Here is an 18,327-nt window from a genome sequence, read left to right as displayed (position 1 = left end):
ACTAGATAAAAGAAAGGTGAAGATTTCGTGTCCACTTTTTCCTATCCAACGTGGGAGCAACTACCTGAACTAGACCTCTATCTTGATCAGGTCCTACTTTATGTCAATAAAACCTGTGCACCTGTTCTCTCTTCTTCAGACAAGGGCTTGACGGCTGCCATGATCAACAATTACGTAAAACATGGCTATGTCGAAAAACCAGATAAGAAGAAATACCAGCGTAGACAGGTGGCTCGCTTAATCGCTATTACAACCTTAAAAACGGTCTTTTCTATTCAGGAGATCGCTTCTACCTTAAATTTCTTGCAGGACCAGGCGAGTTCAGATCTTCTCTATAATAGCTTTGTCGCTTATCTCAATGAGCAAAAAGAGCCGATCGCTCCTATCATTCGCTCTGCCTGTCAGACCGTTCAACTTTATCTAGAAACCCTATCTTATATTCAACCAGTAAAAACGGAGGAAGAAACTGATGAATTACACCATGAAACTAAGTAAAAAATTATCCTTTGGAGAAGAGATCGCAAATAGCGTAACCCATGCTGTTGGCGCCCTCCTCATGTTGATCTTACTTCCGATCTCAGCAGTCTATAGCTTTGAACAACACGGTCTGCTCAGTGCTTTTGGGACTTCTATCTTTGTGATCAGTCTCTTTTTGATGTTTCTGTCTTCGACCGTCTACCATGCTATGTCTTACGATTCGCCTCAAAAGTATGTGCTTCGTATTATCGACCATTCCATGATCTACATTGCGATCGCAGGTAGTTACACACCGGTTGTCCTTACCTTGATGAACAACTGGATGGGCTACAGCATTATCTTGATCCAATGGGGGACCACCATCTTTGGTATTCTCTACAAGATCTTTGCCAAAAAAGTCAATGAAAAGTTCAGTCTCGCTCTTTACTTGATCATGGGCTGGTTGGTCATCTTTATTATTCCCCAAATCATTAGCCAAACCAATCCGATCTTCTGGGGTCTCATGCTCATGGGCGGTCTGTGCTACACGGTTGGAGCTGGCTTTTATGCCAAGAAAAAACCATACTTCCACATGATTTGGCACCTCTTCATCCTGGCAGCTTCTGCGCTTCAGTATTTAGCCATCGTTTACTTTATGTGATACGCTCACCACTCTTATGAGTGGTTTTTTTGTGATTTTTTCTGTACAATAGTAAAAAACTGTATGGGGACAGTCAGGATGAAGACAAGCAAATACCAACAAATCATTCATGTACTAAAAAAAGCTATTCAAGATGGAGAACTAGAAACTGGACAGAAAATTCCCTCCGTTCGCCAGCTAGCTAGTCAATTTTCTTGTAGTAAGGACACAGTGCAACGGGCCTTGCTGGACTTGACTTACCAGCACTTTCTCTATGCTAAGCCTCAAAGTGGCTACTATGTTTTGGAGCAAGAACCTAATCGACATGAGGATCTTCCACTAAAATTAGAGAAAGACCGCAACCAGGCTTTCGAGGACTTTCGGACTTGTATCAATGAAACCTTGATTGGACGGGAGAATTATCTCTTTAATAACTTTTCGGACCAAGCAGGCTTACTCGAAGTACGCCAATCCATTCAAGGCTTATTGAAGGAAGAAGGTATTTATTCGACTGCAGATCAGATTGTTTTGACTGCTGGTACTCAACAGGCGCTTAATATCCTCAGCCAGATTGACTTTCCCAATAAAAAATCGCAGATCTTGATCGAGCAACCGACTTATCACCGGATGAACCAACTCTTAGATTCACAGCAACTTGCCTACCGTACCATTCAACGTAATTTAACGGGGATTGATCTTGAGGAGCTTGAAGAGATTTTCAAAAGTGGCCATATCAAATTCTTCTACACGATCCCCCGTTTTCACTATCCGCTTGGCCATAGCTATTCGACCAAGCAGAAAGAAGCGATCTTGCAACTAGCTGACCAATATGATGTCTACCTTGTTGAGGACGACTATTTGGGAGATCTTGATAGCAGTAATGCTCCATCTTTTCATTATTTGGATCAAAAGGACCGGGTCATCTATATCAAATCTTTTTCGACCAATCTCTTTTCTGCTCTTCGCATCACTTCCATGATCCTTCCCCAAGCCCTTCTTAAGCCGTTCTTGACCTATAAGACGATCCTGGACTATGATAGCAATCTGATCATGCAAAAGGCCTTGAGTCTCTACATTGATAACGGTATGTATCTGACCAATAAAAAGCGACTCCTAGCCAGAAAAAAAGAGGAAGAAGCCAGTCTAAAGACCTTAATGGCCCAGTCTCCTCTTCTCCCTCATCTGACCCTGACCCACGATGGGATCCTTCTAGAACTCGACCAAGTTCAATCTCTTGCTGCCTTAAAACACAGTGGACTCCCGCTTGATTTCTTTGAAGCAGCCTACATCACTTCTTGTCCTTATCAACTCGCCAAGATCAAATCGGCAGATGTGGGCAATGTTTTACCAAAGCTTACGCCTTTTTTTGAAAGAGAAACCCTCGTATAGACTATACGAGGGTCTTTCTTATTTCTTCAATTGCTCATAAACAAGTTTGGCATTTTGAAGGCCGATCCGATAATCGAGGCGAATCAGGCGAATCGCTTCCATCTCTGGTTCTTTGAGGTACTTCTCTCTTTGTTCCTTTGAAATACTACCTGGTTTTAGAAGATAGTAGGTAAATTGATTTCTGACTTTATTGAGCTCAACTTGAAGGGTGAAACAGAGTCCAAATAAGACAATGACAACTCCCATCATGATCAGATCGTTTGACATGGTTTATGCTCCCTTTTTCTGTTCTTTTCTTTATTTTACAGCTTTCAAGAAAGAAAAACAAGGTTAAATTTGCATTTAGACCTTGTTTATCCTTATTTCATCATACCAGCCTGGAGGTCATACATTTTCTTATACGTTCCTCCTAGAGTAATGAGTTGGTCGTGGTTGCCTGATTCGATGATTTTTCCTTTATCGAGAACATAGATGCAATCGGCATCTTGGATGGTAGAAAGGCGATGGGCAATGGCAATGGTTGTCCGCCCTTGGCGCATCTTCTTCAGAGAATTTTGGATCATCTCTTCCGTCTCTTGGTCGATATTGGCAGTGGCCTCATCCAAAATGAGGATCTTAGGCTGGGCAGCAATCGTTCGGGCAAAAGCCAGAAGCTGACGCTGACCGGTCGATAAGGTAGAACCCCGCTCTGTTACCGGATGATCATAGCCACCAGGTAGACTCTCAATAAAGTCTGCTACATCCACAAATGCAGCTGCTTGTCGGATTTCCTCATCTGTCAGTTCTTCATGATACATTCGGATATTAGAAGCAATGGTTCCATGATAGAGGAAGGGTTCCTGCAACACTAGACCAATGGACTTGCGTAAGGCTTCCTGGCTGTAGTCCTTGATATCCTGTCCATCAATCAAGATCTGGCCACGATCAAATTCATAAAAGCGCATGAAGAGATTGATAATAGAGGATTTACCAGAACCAGTATGGCCAACAAAAGCGATGGTTTGTCCGTTTTTGACCTCAAAGGAGATCTCTTTTAGGACATCCCGTTTGCCATCATAAGAAAAAGATACATGCTCAAAACGAATATCCCCCCGCTCAATTTCTTTCAGGCTACCAGCTTGCTTGGGCTCATAGTCGTCTCGATCCATCATTTCAAAGACACGACCTGCAGAAATGGTTGAGGTCTGCAAGGTAGCAAAGTTCTGCGTAACATCAATCAAGGGTTGGAAAAGCTGGCTAACATACTGGATAAAGGCATAGATAAGACCGGCTGTAAAGCCAGAGTTACGCCAATTTAAGCCGAAAAAGGTTAGAATAACCGCATAAGCCAGGACCTGTAACAGGGTCATAGCTGGCCTCAAAAAGAGGGAATTGACATCTACAGATCGGTTGGCATAGTCCAAATGTTCCCCATTAATCTGTTCGAATTCATCCGTCAAGCGCTTTTCTTGACGAAAGGCCTGCACGATCCGCATTCCTTCAATGGATTCCGATAATTTCACATTGATATCTGATAATTTTTGTCGGGTCATCTTGACCAAGCGATTGGATAACTTGCGATAGAGACGGATGGAAAACCAAATGATGGGAAGAAAAGGCAGGATCCAAATGGTCAAATGCCAGTCCAAGCTAAACATGGTTACCAGGGTGACTAGAAAGAGTAAAAAGGATGAAACCAGGCTTGAAAAGACCGTAGAAAACATATCTGCGACTGCCTGGGTATCATTGGTCACTCGAGAAACAATCGAACCTGCTGCTGTCTGGTCATAAAAGGACATACCCAGCCTTTGAAGATTTTGGAAAATATCTAGACGAATGTCTCTTACGATAGAATTGGATACACGCGCAAAGGTTAACTGACTCAGGTAGGTCGCCAGCACACGCCCAATGAATAACCCATAGTAGAGAATCAAAAACTGAAAAGCTGTCAGAACTGGTGAGCCTGCTTCTGTTGGATCCACTAGGTGGTCAATATACCAGCGAGCTGCAAGAGGGATCGCCGTCAATAACAGACTAGTTAGAAAGGTAAAGGCTAAGGCTAGGGCTGTTAACCATTTATAACGCCACATGTAAGTCAAGAGCCGCTTCATAACATGAGCTTCAGATGTTTTCATTCAGCTTTCCCTCCATTTCTTCTGATAATTGTTGGGCTTGGTAGGTTTCATAGTACCAACCTTTTTGAGCCATTAATTCCTCGTGATTTCCTCGCTCCTTGATCTGTCCATTCTCCATTACTAGAATCAAATCCGCATGAACGATCGCTGATAGGCGGTGGGCTGTGATGATCGTTGTTTTCCCCTTGCGTTCCTGCTTCATATTTTCAATGATTTGGTGCTCCGTTTTAGCATCTACTGCAGACAAGGAATCATCCAGAATCAAGATCTCAGGATTAATGACCAAAGCACGACTCATGGCAATTCGTTGCTTTTGCCCGCCAGAAAGAGAGACTCCTCTCTCTCCCAACACTGTCTCCATCTGGTCTGGCATGGCCAGAATATTCTCATAGACCCCACAAGTTCTCAGAGCCTTTATCACCTCTTCTTCCTGGATCTGTGGATCTGAAAAAGCTACATTCTCGCGAATGGTCATGGCAAAGAGGATCTGATCTTGAGGGACGTAGCCGATCAAGCTTCGAAGATCTTCTAAACGATAGTCTTTGATAGAGATTCCATTGAGCAAGATATCTCCCTGCTCCAAGTCATGCTCTCTAAGCAAGAGACGCAACAAGGTGGTCTTTCCAGATCCAGTTGGACCAACAATCCCAAGGGTTTGCCCTTTTTCTAAATGAAAGGCTACCTTTTCAAGGACAGGCTCTTTCTCATAGGCGAATTCTTCAATGTCATATTCCAGATCGCCGTTTTGGATGTCTGTGACTGGTTGACTTGGATCTTGGATATCAGGTATTTCTGCTAAAAGTGTCTCAATCCGATCATAGGAGACGCTAGCCCGCTGACTAATATTAAACAAGAAGCCCATGGCTTGAAGGGGCCAGACGAGCATATTGAGATAGGTAATAAAGGTTACAATTTGTCCAACCGTCAGGCTCCCTTCCTGAACAAATAGCCCCCCGAAGTAGAGCGTCAAAACATAGGAGAGACCTACAAAAAGAAGAGTGGTCGGATCAAACAAAGCATTGTAACCGGCGGAAGTCATATTTTTTCGAAAGACCATTTGATTGGTTTTTTCAAAAGCCTGAATCTCATCTGCCTGAAAGCCAAAGGATTTGGTCACCTTGACTCCTGATACTGATTCCTGAACAAAGTTGTTCAGCTCTGAGAAGCCTTCTTGGGCCTCTTTGAAGGCTTTGTGGTTTTTGCGGCCAATAGCTGAAGTCACTACCACCATAACCGGTAGGGGCAAAATAGCCAAGAGGGTTAAGCGCCAATCAATCATGAAAAACATGCTGACTAGAGTCACCAAGGCCGTCACGGAAGCATCCACTGCAGACATAACGCCGCCACCAGCAAACATGGTTACCGCATTGATATCATTAGTAGCATGGGCCATGAGATTCCCTGTCCGATAACGCTGATAAAAAGACGGAGACATGAGCGTAAATTGCTTAAACAAACGGTAACGCAAGATCCGAGCCAACTTATTAGCCGTCCCAAAAATATAGCGTCTCCAGACAAAACGAAGACCATACATGGCTAGAGCTGCGAGGAGCAAAAGGGCGATATCCACAACTAACTGCCCCAGTGTCAGCCTTCTTTTATCGATCAAATCGATCACAAGTCCCATGATTCTTGGAGGAATGAGGTTTAAAAAACTAACCAAGATCAAGGACCCTATCCCGATCAAGTATCGCTTCTTCTCTAAATTAAAAAACCAAGATAATTTCCTCAACAGATTCATCTTATTTCCCCTTTTTGGTGAGTTGCCAGCTACTATCCACCAGAGCAAACAAGTCCTCATCAGCAATTGTTCCATCTAAGGGGATACTCACCCAATATTTTTTATTCATATGAAAAGCTGGATAAATCCCTTTCTGCTGGATGAAATGGGCTACTTGATCAGACTTAACATTCAAAACTTCTATTTTCCCAGACTTGCCAGCATCCAGTTTTTTCCAATCAATGGTCATAAAGACACCATACCACTTGAGGGTGTCTCGGTGGCGAATAGCGCCGGATTCCGGAGATCTTTCCCACAAATACTCAATCGTTCCCTGATAGTGCAGGGAGATATAGGCCATGAGACGCTTGGCTTGAGGATAGAGAAATTCTTCTACCTCAAAACAAGCTTGGCGGATCCTTGCAAGACTTTCCTGACAAGCTTCTCTGACTTGGCCAACGAAATTTCCTTGTAGCTGTTCCAGATGGATCTGGATATACTCGTCCCCTGTATCCTGATCATAGACCTGAAAAGAAATCTTCCGGTCGCAGACCTGGACATTTAAGAGAAAAGTGTCCGATAAGACGGGACACTGGTACTCATAGCCTGCCCCTTTCTTCTCAAATCCGTAAGCCAATCCCTTTTCTGGCTGAAAGGTGTACCGGTCAAAATAATGCTCTAAAAACATTTCCTCTCCCTTATTCATTTTTACACTAGAAGAGGCTGGAAACAACGTCCCCAACCTTGATAACGGATCTTCAAAACTACTTCAAGCAGTGATCGTTTCTTTTTTAAAACACAATGCGCGTGCCATGCAGTTGACAAACGCCCAATTGCTCCAAAAAGAGCTGACGATTGTCAAGGGTCACACCTCCACCTGGCAGGATCTGAATCTTTCCCTTAGCCGCATCTAATAAACGATGATAGTGGGCAAAACGTTGCTCTAGTGGGTCACCTGGACTTCCGGCTCGTGTTAAAATGCGGGCTACACCTTGATCAGAAAGCCACTCAATCGCTTCTAGCTGATCTGTATGAGCTAACTCATCAAAGGCCATATGAAAGACCACCTCTGCCTCTCCACAGGCTGCTAGTAAAAGCTGCATGACCTTCTGGTCCAACTTTCGATCGCTCGTCAGCGCACCCAGCACAAAACAAGTAACCCCTATTTCTTTCGCAGCACGAATATCCGTCAGCATAGCTTCGACTTCCAGATCAGTGTAGACAAAATCTCCACCACGGGGCCGAATGATCACACATAGATCCACAGACTTCGCTCTTGTCAGTTTGATTGCTTCATTGATCACACCTATACTCGGTGTGGTCCCGCCTACTGCCAGGTTGTCGCACAGTTCAATGCGACCTGCCCCAGCAGCAATCGCCTTATCAATATAAGTTAAATTCTCTGCACAAAATTCAAAGACAAGCATGACAACTCCAATTACAAAGACTTAAAACAAGGATATACTAACAGTTACCTTAGCATTGCCATTTTCCACTCTCGCTTTTGAGATACTATAGCCTGCTTGAGGAATCTCAAGGGTGATTTGATCACCATTCACTTTAAAGCCGCCTCCATTTTGATTGGATTGATCCTTCAAATAGTTGAGAACCAAGAATTTTGGAATGGGCATTTTCCCTAATTTAGCACCGGTCACATTCAAATTCATGACATTGTTTTCAACTTGACCGGTCATGGTTAAATCTAGATAGCTATCAACTGGCCCTAATGATACAGGAACTTTGACGTGAAGGTCATTGCCATCCATTCCTAGTGCCATCTTTTGATAGTCAGAATTGTCAAGGGCGGATCCAGCACTTGTTTTTACGACCTGACTCAATTGCACTGAATTGAGACTTAGCTCAGTTGAGAGCCCTTCAGTGCTCACAGAGGCATTTGAAACAGCATTTTGAGCCAACTCAATCAAAGAACTCCCTGCCTGCACATTTCTCAGTTGCTCCCCTTCAGGGATAGATCCAGGAACCAACAAGATCACTAATAACATAAATAAAACGATCACCATGCCAATCAGGCGTCTCATCCACTTAAACATCTGCTCCTCCAATACGTGAAAAGTTGTATTCTTATTGTACCCTAAATCTATAGAAATTGCGACTAAGAGGGGCCTTTAGAAAGCAAAAGAGAGCGTGGGACAGAAATCGGTAATTCGTTAGAATTCGATTTCGTCGTCCCACCTCCGCACAGTTGAGTAGGGCTGTAAAAGCTGATGAAATCAGCGTAGTAGAGCCCACTCAACCACTGCGTCTTGCTCGACAATCCAAAAATAATTGAGAGGCTAGGACTTTTGTCCCAGCCTCCTGTGCATTATTTCGATTTAATATAGTTAACACCATCTGCTTTTGGCGCAACTGCTTGTCCAAAGAAGGCTGCCAAGACAACCATGGTCAAAACGTAAGGTGCAATTTGCAAGTAGATGGATGGGATCCCTTTAAGCAAAGGCAATTGATTCCCGATAACAGCCAAACTTTGAGAAGCTCCAAAGAAGAGACTAGCAAGCATGGCCCCGATTGGGTTCCATTTCCCGAAAATCATAGCCGCAAGGGCGATAAATCCAGGACCTACAATAGTCGTCACCGCGAAGTTAACAGAAACTGACTGAGCGTAAATGGCTCCTCCGATTCCTGCAAGGGCACCTGAGATCATCACTCCTAAGTAGCGCATTCTATATACATTGATTCCCAATGTATCTGCTGCTTGTGGGTGTTCACCAACTGAACGAAGACGCAATCCAAATTTCGTCTTGAACATGATAAACCAAGCAAAGAATGAAAAGAGAATTGCAACCCAGCCAATGATGCTGGCATTGTTGAAGAAAATATCTCCAATCACCGGAATTTTAGATAAGACCGGAATCGATGTTTTCCCGAAGGCAACTTTGATATTATCAGTTTGTCCCTTGTTATACATCGCTTTGACAAGAAAGACTGCCAATGGAGGTGCCATCAAGTTCAATACTGTACCTGAGACGATATGGTCAGCACGGAAATGAATGGTTGCCACCGCGTGGATCAAGGAGAAGAGTACTCCAATCCCTGCAGCAACGATCAAGGACAACCATGGTGTCAAACTTCCTAACTCAGGCTCAAAAGTCAAGTTAAAGACAATACCTGAGAAGGCTCCCATAACCATGATTCCTTCTAGACCAACGTTAACAACCCCAGCGTGCTCTGAGTATGCTCCTCCGATACTTGTGAAGATCAGCGGCGCCGCATACACAATCATAGAGGAAACAAGAATACTTAAAATCGTTACAATACTCATTAGTTTGCTCCTCCTTTTTTAGCTGAACGCATCGAGATCATCTTTTCGATAATGTAGTGAGCACATACGAAGAAGATAATAGATGCTGTCACAATTTGAACGACTTCTTCAGGGATTGCAGCTGGCTTCATACCAACTCCTCCAATTTGAAGCGCTCCAAACAAGAAGGCAGCAAATGGAATACCAATTGGTGAATTCATCGCAAGAAGGGCTACGGCCATTCCGTTAAATCCAACACTCATCGAGCTGGTTTGAACGTAGACATTTGAGTAAATACCAAGACCTTCTGCTACCCCACCGATACCAGCAAGAGCACCAGAAATGATCATAGAAAGGATAATGGTCCGTTTTGCAGACATCCCTGCATATTCCGCTGCATTCGCATTGAGACCAACGGCACGGATTTCAAAACCAAGTGTTGTTTTCTTCATCAAGAACCAGATGACCACCAATGCGATGATGGCAAAGAAGATCCCGATGTTCATTTGTGATTTGTCCGTCAAATTACGCAACCACTCCGTCTGGTAGACAGCATTGGCTCCCACATCAATGGTTGAGTCCTTGTTTTCCATCAAGGAAGCTGGGAAGCTATGAATCAAGGCATTCCCACCATAGAGAACAATGTAGTTCATCATAATGGTGATGATGACCTCACTGGTTCCGAGATAGGCACGAAGGAAACCAGGAATCGCTCCAATAAATCCACCTGCGATAGCCGCAATCAAAACGGTCATCGGAATCATTAGTAAACGAGGCATATTTGGGAAGGACAGGGCAAACCAAGTCGCCATGATCCATCCTGCAAAAGCCTGACCTGGAAGTCCAACGTTAAAGAAGCCGGCCCGGCTGGCTACTGAAAATCCAAGAGCAACCAAAATCAGTGGCCCCATGGCACGGGAAATATTTCCCCAACTCTTAATCGAACCAAAGGCTTTTTTAAACAGCAATTCATATCCCCAAAGGGCATCATAGCTAAAGGCCCACATAATAATGGCACCCAAGACCAGTCCTAAAAGGACAGACACCAATGGAACGGCAATTTGTTTTAAATTCTTATTCATTTGATGCTCCCTCCTTTACTTGTCCTCCTGCCATGAGGATTCCAAGTTCTTGCTTATTCGTTGTTTCAGGGGTTACGATCCCTTGGATCTTCCCATCATGAATAACCGCAATACGATCAGAAACATTCAAAATTTCATCTAATTCAAAGCTGACAACCAGAACGGCTTTTCCATTATCCCGTTCTTGTATCAAACGTTTGTGGATATATTCGATCGCTCCAACGTCCAATCCACGAGTCGGCTGGCTGACGATCAAGAGATCTGGATCGCGATCGATTTCCCGAGCGATAATGGCTTTTTGCTGGTTCCCTCCAGAGAGAGCCTTAGCAGGTACCACTTCACTGGCTGCACGAACGTCAAACTCTTCCATCAACTTCTTGGCATAAGAGGTAATATTTGGATAATTCAAAATACCATTCTTGCTAAGAGGTTCTTTATAGTAGGTTTGAAGGGCAATGTTTTCAGAGATCATCATGTCAAGGACTAATCCATCCCGATGACGGTCTTCAGGGACGTGCCCTACCTTCATTTCTGTGATTTGACGTGGACGAAGACCTACAACATCCTTGCCTTTAATCTTGATTGAACCGGATTTCACCTTCCGTAGACCGGTAATCGCTTGGATCAACTCAGACTGACCATTTCCGTCAATCCCTGCGATCCCAACGATTTCACCAGCACGAAGTTCCAACGAAAGATTCTTAACAGCTGGGACACCCCGATTTTCGTTTACAACCAAGTTTTCGATCGACAAGACGACTTCTTTCGGTTGAGAAGGACCTTTCTCCGTTTTAAAGGAAACTGAACGACCGACCATCATTTCGGCCAAGTCTTGGTTGGTAGCTCCACCAATCTCGACTGTCTCAATCGATTTACCACGACGAATAACCGTTACGCGGTCAGAAACAGCACGGATTTCATCCAACTTGTGCGTAATCAAGATAATAGACTTCCCTTCATTCGCCAAGTTCTTCATGATTGTCATCAATTCTTCGATTTCAGCTGGTGTCAACACCGCAGTAGGTTCATCGAAGATTAGGATGTCGGCTCCACGATAAAGCGTCTTTAAGATTTCCACACGTTGCTGCGCACCAACGGAAATATCCTCCACTTTAGCATTTGGATCCACTGCTAAGCCATATTTTTTAGACAAATCAAGGATATCTTGACTGGCTTTCTTAAGATCCAAAACACCATGTTTAGTGGTTTCAGACCCAAGGATGATATTTTCAGCAACAGTGAAAGCTTCAACCAACATAAAGTGTTGGTGCACCATTCCAATTCCTAAAGAAGCTGCTTTTGAAGGTGAGTCTAGGTTAACAGTTTTTCCATTTACCACGATGTCTCCGCTAGTTGGTTCCAACAAACCAGCCAGCATATTCATCAGGGTAGATTTCCCTGCACCATTTTCTCCAAGAAGTGCATGGATTTCACCTTTGCGCAATTGAAGATTAATCTTGTCATTTGCTACAAAGTCACCAAATTTTTTTGTAATCTCACGCATTTCGATGACATATTCATGTGTCATGGGGTGTTTCCTTTCAAAAATTTTTTATTTCAATAAAATCTGCTAGGCGACTAACAGATTTTATTGAGACAAAAATGTCTCACTTTAAAAGAAACGGCCCTTAAAGGGAGGGCCGCTCCAATCAAATATTATTTTTCAGGAACTTTAAGAGACCCATCAAGGATTTTAGCTTTAGCATCTTCGACTGCTTTTTTAGCATCTGCAGAAAGGTTGTCAGTTGTCAAATCAACTCCACCATCTTTCAAGCTATAAGTAATCACTTTACCGCCAGGGAATTTACCTTCAGCAGTTTTCTTAGCCAAGTCTTTTACAGATTCTCCGACTTTCTTCAAGCTTGAAGCCAATACAAAGTTAGATTTTTTACCATCATTAGAAGTGTATTCACCTTCAGCTTTTTGGTCACGGTCAACACCAAGAACCCAAACTTTTTCGTCTTCATTTTTCTTCTCGTTCAAGTCTTTAGCTTCAGAGAAGACACCCGCACCAGTACCACCAGCTACTTGGTAGATAACGTCTGCACCTGCAGCATATTGTGCAGCAGCAATTGTTTTACCTTTAGCAGAGTCACCGAATGAACCAGCGTAGTCTACTTGAACTTTGATAGATGGGTCAACAGATTTAACACCAGCTTCAAATCCAGCGCGGAAACGAGTGATAACTTCACTTTCCATACCACCTACAAAACCAACTTGTTTAGTTTTTGTAGTTTTTGCAGCAGCAATACCAGCAAGGTAACCAGCTTCGTTATCGGCATAAACAGCAGATGCTACGTTCTTTTGTCCTTCAATACGGTCATCGATGATGACATAGTTCACATCTTGGTTGTCTTTTGCAGCTTTTTTAATAGAGTCGCTCAAGGCAAAACCAACACCAAAGATCAATTTGTAGTCGTTAGAAACAGCTTCATCAAGGTTTGTCGCATATTGAGATTGATCTGTTGATTGGAAGTAGTCAAATCCGTTCCCTTTAGAAAGACCGTTTTCTTTACCCCAAGCTTGCAAACCTTCCCAAGCAGATTGGTTGAATGATTTGTCATCCACACCACCAGTATCGGTAACGATAGCAACTTTCAAATCTGATTTAGATTCTGAGTTTGCGCTATCTTTTTTAGACGCACGATTTCCACATGCTGCAAGTCCGATAGCAGCGACAGTTACTAGACCTAGGCCTAGCCATTGTTTCTTGTTCATTACTGAACCTCCTAAATTATTGTGCAACATTGTTGCGAAGTGTTGAAAGGGTCAAAAGACCGCCTCACAGACCCATTAAGTCAGGTCTGTAAAGGAATATGGAAGTAATTCCTTGACCGTCATCACGACCGTCGATTTATCTTTAGATACTAAGGTTACAGGAAGGTCTGGCTCAAAAAATTCAGCCATGACCTGGCGACAAGCACCACATGGAGAGATGGGCTTTTCTGTTTGCCCGTAGATAATGAGCTCTTGAAACTCACGAGCTCCTTCAGAAACAGCTTTAAAAATGGCTGTCCGTTCTCCACAGTTGGTTAATCCAAAACTGGCATTTTCGATATTGACACCTGTATAGATTTCTCCATCCTTCGTTAGCAGTACAGCTCCAATTGGGAAATGAGAGTAAGGCACATAGGCTTGTTGACTCACTTCAACTGCTAAGTCAATCAACTCAGTAGTCGCCATGAGCCACCCTTCCTTCCATGATGGCTACACCAGAAGAAGTCCCGATACGGGTCGCACCTGCTTCGATAAAAGCAAGAGCATCTTCATAAGAGCGAGCACCACCAGAAGCTTTAACACCCATGTCGGGTCCAACAGTTTGACGCATTAAGGCCACATCTTCAACCGTTGCTCCTCCAGTTGAGAAGCCAGTTGACGTCTTCACAAAGTCTGCGCCAGCTAACTTAGCGATTTGACAAGCAACGATCTTTTCATCATCTGTTAAGAGACAAGTCTCAATGATGACTTTGACCAGCTTATCACCGCTCGCTTCGACTACAGCTTGGATATCTTCTTCAACTAGTGCTAAATTCTTAGACTTAAGAGCCCCAATATTAATGACCATGTCAATCTCATCGGCACCATTTTGAATCGCATTTTTTGTTTCACACGCTTTGACAAATGGTGTATTTGCTCCTAAAGGAAAACCAATGACGGTACAAACTTTAACGTCTGAATCGCGCAAGCCCTCAGCCGCAAAATTCACCCATGTCGGGTTCACACAGACACTCGCAAAATCATAAGCCTTGGCTTCTTCGATCAGCTTTTCGATCTGTTCTTGTTGCGCATCTGGTTTTAAAAGAGTGTGATCGATATATTTATTTAACTTCATACAATCTCCTGAGCTGCTTAAGATATTATTTCAATAATTTCTTTAACGCTTTCAGCCCTTTCTAGTATTTTAACATTTTTTTTGAATTCTGTAACTCTTTCTTGTGAATTTTTTTCATTCATGAAAATACGGGCAATGCGTTCCCCTTTTTTGACGTGCTCTCCCACTTTTTTGTCAAACACAATTCCTGTTTCGTAATCGAGGGGATCTGATTTGACAGCACGGCCAGCACCCAAGCGCATGGCAAACAAGCCAAACTCCATGGCAGGTAAAGCAGCAATGACGCCATCTTTGTCCGCTGTTACTTCAAGGACCTGATCCACTTTGACGGGACGATGCAAATCTTCTAAGTCTCCACCTTGAGCCACCACCATTTCTTCAAACTTCGCTAAAGCCTGACCATTGTTCAAGTGTTCATGGATGGCTTCAATCGATTGTTCTACATTGGCCAATTTCAACATGATTTGCGCTAACTCACAAATAAACTCCGTCACATCAGCTCGCCCTTGTCCTTTCAGAATATCCAGGGCTTCTAAAATTTCTAAACGATTGCCAATACTGGTTCCCAAAGGTTGGCTCATATCTGTAATGACAGCGATGGTTTTCCGACCCACTGCATTTCCAAGATCCACCATGGTACGGGCTAAGCGACGAGCATCCTCAATATTCTTCATGAAGGCACCCTCGCCTACCGTCACGTCCAAAAGAATGGCATCCGCACCTGCAGCAATTTTCTTACTCATGACGGAGCTAGCAATCAAAGGAATGGTGTCCACTGTCGCTGTCACATCACGCAGAGCATACAAGAGTTTGTCTGCTTTTACGAGTTGGTCGGATTGACCAATGACCGATAATCCAATCTCCTGCACCTGCTGGATAAATTCCTCTTGGGTCCGTTCAATCTGGAAGCCTTTAATGGACTCCAACTTATCGATGGTCCCACCTGTGTGTCCTAAGCCACGACCGCTCATTTTGGCAACCGGCACTCCGAAACTTGCAACCAAAGGCACCAAGACTAAGGTCACCTTATCTCCGACACCACCAGTCGAGTGTTTGTCCACCTTAATACCTGGAATTGCTGACAGATCAAACTGTTGCCCTGTTTGGACCATCTTCATGGTCATATGAGAGATTTCTTCCGTCGTCATCCCTTTAAAATAAACAGCCATAGCAAAAGCAGACATTTGGTAATCTGGAACCGTTCCAGCAACATAGCCCTCAATCAGCCATTCAATTTCTTCCTTGTTTAAGGCAAGACCATCTCTTTTTTTCTGAATGATATCTACTGCTCTCATGATTCTTTCTCACTTCTTAAAATATAATAGCCTTTGTCTTTTTTTACGATTTCACAATTGCCAAACGTCTCTTCCATCTTGGCCTTAGCGCTCGGAGCCCCTTGTTTTTTCTGAATGACAATGGTCAAGTCTCCACCTGGTTTCAAATGTTCAAAACTACCGGTGATCACTTGGTGGACCACTTTCTTACCAGCTCGGATCGGCGGATTACTGATTACATGGTCAAAGACCCCTTCGACTGCTTCATAGACATCCGAAGAAAAGATCTGAACTTCCACGCCGTTTCGGCTAGCATTTTTCTTAGCCAAGTCTAGTGCCCTCTCATTGACATCGACCATGGTCACTGCGACTCCCTGGGCTTTAGCTAGAGAGAGGCCAATTGGACCATAGCCACAGCCAACATCGAGGACACTTTCCCCTTCTTGAAAATCCAGGGTTGATAAGAGCACCTGGCTTCCATAGTCAATCATTTTTTTACTAAAGACGCCGGCGTCCGTATAAAAATTCATCTTTTGTCCCAATAAAACAACAGCCAGATCATGAATATCATGGGCTGCATCTGGGTTTACATCGAAATACATTTTACTCATAAGGTTATTTTATCATAATTCACTCCTTTTTTAAATCGTTTACATGACCTCTAAAAATTGGTATACTAAAGACTACAATAGGAGTGACATATGGACAAAGAATTTCTACATTTTGAAAAAATTAATCGGGAAACCTGGCAAAATTTGCACCGCAAAACCACCCCACCACTCTCTCAAACAGAGCTCAATTCTATTAAAAGTTTTAACGACCGCATCAACCTCCAAGATGTACGTGACGTCTACCTGCCTTTGACAAACCTGATTGGAATCTACAAGCGTTCCAAAGAAGATTTGGCCTTCTCAAAAGGTATTTTTCTTCAAAAAACGAGTGAGCGCCAACCCTTTATCATTGGTGTTTCAGGAAGCGTAGCGGTTGGAAAATCTACCACTAGCCGTTTACTTCAAATCCTGCTGTCACGAACCTTCGAAGGCTCGACTGTAGAGTTGGTAACAACGGATGGTTTTCTCTATCCAAATGCTATCTTAAAAGAACAAGAGATCCTCAATCGAAAAGGATTTCCGGAAAGCTATGATATGGAATTGCTCCTTGATTTTCTCAATCAAATTAAAAACAACAAGAGAGTAGAAATCCCTGTCTATTCCCACGAAATATACGATATTGTCCCAGATGAGAAGCAAACCATTTTACCGGCTGATTTTGTCATTGTCGAAGGGATCAATGTCTTTCAAAATCCACAAAATGACAGTCTCTATATGACCGATTTCTTTGATTTTTCGATCTATGTGGATGCCGCGGTCGACGATATCGAATCTTGGTATATCGATCGCTTCCAAAAACTCCTTGCATTAGCTCAGAATGATCCTAATAACTACTACTATCGATTTACAGAGCAACCCCTAGAAGAAGTTTTAAGCATGGCCCATCAGGTCTGGGAATCCATTAATTTAGTCAACTTGCAGCATTACATCCAACCAACCAGAAACCGAGCTGATCTGATTCTCCATAAGGCAACCAACCATGAAATCGACGAAATTTATCTCAAACGCTAGAGAAAATGGCCTTTTAACGGTACTTTTTTAAGGAAAAGCTATTTTAGGCTTGTCAAATCTTAACTTTTCATATATAATGAGATAGTTAGATTATCAATGGAGGTGAATAACTTGGCAAACATTAAATCAGCTATCAAACGCGCTGAATTGAACGTTAAACAAAACGAAAAAAACTCAGCTCAAAAATCAGCTATGCGTACTGCAATCAAAGCTTTTGAAGCAAACCCATCTGAAGAACTTTACCGCGCTGCTAGCTCAGCTATCGATAAAGCAGAAACTAAAGGTTTGATCCACAAGAACAAAGCTAGCCGTGATAAAGCACGTCTTGCAGCGAAACTTGGTTAATCAAGAACAGCATAAAAATCAAGCTCTCCGGAGCTTTTTTTGTGCCTAATTTTTTGAAAGGTGCTTATGAAAATCGTTATTATCGGCTATTCTGGCTCAGGTAAATCCACCTTGGCTGAAAACTTAGCCCGCCACTACTCCATTCCAAAGCTCCACATGGATACCCTTCAATTTCAACCGGGCTGGATAGACAGTGACCGGGATTGGATGGAGAAAGAGATGAGACAGTTTCTCGGCGATCATAAAGACTGGGTCATTGATGGCAATTACTCTTGGTGCTGCTATGAGGAAAGAATGGAGCAAGCGGACCAGATTATCTTTCTCAACTTCTCTCGTTGGAACTGCCTCTTTAGAGGCTGGAAACGATACCGCCGTTATAAAGGCCGAGTCCGTGAGAGTATGGCGGCAGGTTGCCCCGAACGCTTTGACTGGGAATTCATCCGTTGGATCCTTTGGGACGGTCGCCAAGCTAGACAGGTCACACGCTATCAGACTGTCAACCAAACCTATCCAGACAAATTTATCTCTCTTAAAAACCAAAAAGAACTGGATGCGTTTCTAAAAAACATATAATAAAAAGGTTGGGATATCAAT

Annotated in this window: 20 protein-coding genes; 6 read left to right on the top strand and 14 right to left on the bottom strand. The window is 43.2% G+C overall.

The genetic code is table 11. The annotated features are described in order from the left end of the window. Positions 1–27: 27 nt before the first annotated feature. From QM870_RS00730 to QM870_RS00720, 3 genes are all read left to right on the top strand, one after another. Positions 28–495, top strand: a complete 468-nt coding sequence (locus QM870_RS00730) for a DUF1836 domain-containing protein (protein WP_003011421.1) — start codon at positions 28–30, stop codon at positions 493–495. Beyond that, positions 470–1,117, top strand: a complete 648-nt coding sequence (trhA, locus tag QM870_RS00725) for a PAQR family membrane homeostasis protein TrhA (protein WP_003014710.1) — start codon at positions 470–472, stop codon at positions 1,115–1,117. The genes QM870_RS00730 and trhA overlap by 26 nt, the downstream gene beginning before the upstream one ends. 63 nt (positions 1,118–1,180) lie before the next feature. Next, positions 1,181–2,485, top strand: coding sequence for an aminotransferase-like domain-containing protein (locus QM870_RS00720; protein ID WP_414368069.1), 1,305 nt, complete (start codon positions 1,181–1,183; stop codon positions 2,483–2,485). Positions 2,486–2,503: 18 nt separating this feature from the next. Here QM870_RS00720 and QM870_RS00715 read toward each other — a convergent pair whose 3' ends face one another. The 14 genes from QM870_RS00715 to QM870_RS00650 all read right to left on the bottom strand — a co-directional run bounded on the left by QM870_RS00715 (position 2,504) and on the right by QM870_RS00650 (position 16,377). After that, positions 2,504–2,752, bottom strand: coding sequence for a hypothetical protein (locus QM870_RS00715; protein WP_414368068.1), 249 nt, complete (start codon positions 2,750–2,752; stop codon positions 2,504–2,506). Between the two features lie 92 nt (positions 2,753–2,844). Further along, positions 2,845–4,599 carry an ABC transporter ATP-binding protein gene (locus tag QM870_RS00710; RefSeq protein ID WP_414368065.1) on the bottom strand — a complete coding sequence of 585 codons (1,755 nt, stop codon included), beginning with the start codon at positions 4,597–4,599 and terminating at the stop codon, positions 2,845–2,847. Further along, on the bottom strand, positions 4,586–6,340 hold the full coding sequence (locus QM870_RS00705; protein WP_414368062.1) for an ABC transporter ATP-binding protein: 1,755 nt from the start codon (positions 6,338–6,340) through the stop codon (positions 4,586–4,588). Before QM870_RS00705 ends, QM870_RS00710 begins: the two co-directional genes overlap by 14 nt. Position 6,341: 1 nt before the next feature. Further along, entirely contained in the window at positions 6,342–7,007 is a 666-nt protein-coding gene (locus QM870_RS00700; RefSeq protein ID WP_155167682.1) for an MmcQ/YjbR family DNA-binding protein, read from the bottom strand. Positions 7,008–7,110: 103 nt separating this feature from the next. After that, entirely contained in the window at positions 7,111–7,746 is a 636-nt protein-coding gene (locus QM870_RS00695; protein ID WP_021153351.1) for a copper homeostasis protein CutC, read from the bottom strand. A 21-nt stretch (positions 7,747–7,767) separates the two neighbouring features. Then, positions 7,768–8,370, bottom strand: coding sequence for a hypothetical protein (locus QM870_RS00690; protein ID WP_414368058.1), 603 nt, complete (start codon positions 8,368–8,370; stop codon positions 7,768–7,770). Positions 8,371–8,642: 272 nt separating this feature from the next. Beyond that, positions 8,643–9,599 (bottom strand): ABC transporter permease, encoded by a 957-nt coding sequence (locus tag QM870_RS00685; protein WP_070594886.1) that lies wholly within the window; start codon positions 9,597–9,599, stop codon positions 8,643–8,645. After that, positions 9,599–10,660, bottom strand: a complete 1,062-nt coding sequence (locus QM870_RS00680) for an ABC transporter permease (RefSeq protein WP_049518412.1) — start codon at positions 10,658–10,660, stop codon at positions 9,599–9,601. Before QM870_RS00680 ends, QM870_RS00685 begins: the two co-directional genes overlap by 1 nt. After that, entirely contained in the window at positions 10,653–12,188 is a 1,536-nt protein-coding gene (locus QM870_RS00675) for an ABC transporter ATP-binding protein (protein ID WP_070594887.1), read from the bottom strand. Before QM870_RS00675 ends, QM870_RS00680 begins: the two co-directional genes overlap by 8 nt. Before the next feature lie 128 nt (positions 12,189–12,316). Continuing rightward, positions 12,317–13,378: a BMP family lipoprotein gene (locus tag QM870_RS00670; RefSeq protein WP_414368054.1), complete on the bottom strand. Its 1,062-nt coding sequence runs from the start codon at positions 13,376–13,378 to the stop codon at positions 12,317–12,319. Between the two features lie 75 nt (positions 13,379–13,453). Continuing rightward, the gene (locus tag QM870_RS00665) at positions 13,454–13,843 is read right to left on the bottom strand and encodes a cytidine deaminase (protein WP_003007631.1); all 390 of its coding nucleotides are present in this window, start codon (positions 13,841–13,843) and stop codon (positions 13,454–13,456) included. Beyond that, entirely contained in the window at positions 13,830–14,492 is a 663-nt protein-coding gene (gene deoC, locus QM870_RS00660; RefSeq protein WP_125826917.1) for a deoxyribose-phosphate aldolase, read from the bottom strand. Before deoC ends, QM870_RS00665 begins: the two co-directional genes overlap by 14 nt. Positions 14,493–14,509: 17 nt before the next feature. Beyond that, on the bottom strand, positions 14,510–15,787 hold the full coding sequence (locus tag QM870_RS00655; RefSeq protein WP_070588912.1) for a pyrimidine-nucleoside phosphorylase: 1,278 nt from the start codon (positions 15,785–15,787) through the stop codon (positions 14,510–14,512). Continuing rightward, positions 15,784–16,377: a class I SAM-dependent methyltransferase gene (locus tag QM870_RS00650; protein ID WP_070594890.1), complete on the bottom strand. Its 594-nt coding sequence runs from the start codon at positions 16,375–16,377 to the stop codon at positions 15,784–15,786. Before QM870_RS00650 ends, QM870_RS00655 begins: the two co-directional genes overlap by 4 nt. Before the next feature lie 90 nt (positions 16,378–16,467). Here QM870_RS00650 and coaA point away from each other — a divergent pair, with 90 nt between their 5' ends. The 3 genes from coaA to QM870_RS00635 all read left to right on the top strand — a co-directional run bounded on the left by coaA (position 16,468) and on the right by QM870_RS00635 (position 18,306). Then, on the top strand, positions 16,468–17,388 hold the full coding sequence (gene coaA / locus QM870_RS00645) for a type I pantothenate kinase (RefSeq protein WP_070466090.1): 921 nt from the start codon (positions 16,468–16,470) through the stop codon (positions 17,386–17,388). A gap of 96 nt (positions 17,389–17,484) precedes the next feature. After that, a complete protein-coding gene (rpsT, locus tag QM870_RS00640) occupies positions 17,485–17,733 on the top strand; it encodes a 30S ribosomal protein S20 (protein WP_003007640.1) in 249 nt (82 codons plus the stop codon). 66 nt (positions 17,734–17,799) lie between these two features. Beyond that, positions 17,800–18,306 carry a DNA topology modulation protein gene (locus QM870_RS00635; RefSeq protein ID WP_223324642.1) on the top strand — a complete coding sequence of 169 codons (507 nt, stop codon included), beginning with the start codon at positions 17,800–17,802 and terminating at the stop codon, positions 18,304–18,306. Positions 18,307–18,327 lie beyond the last annotated feature (21 nt).

The sequence above is a fragment of the Streptococcus parasanguinis genome (genome assembly GCF_047463195.1).
GTDB classification, from domain to species: domain Bacteria; phylum Bacillota; class Bacilli; order Lactobacillales; family Streptococcaceae; genus Streptococcus; species Streptococcus parasanguinis_R.
This window is presented reverse-complemented; position numbering and strand designations above follow the sequence as displayed.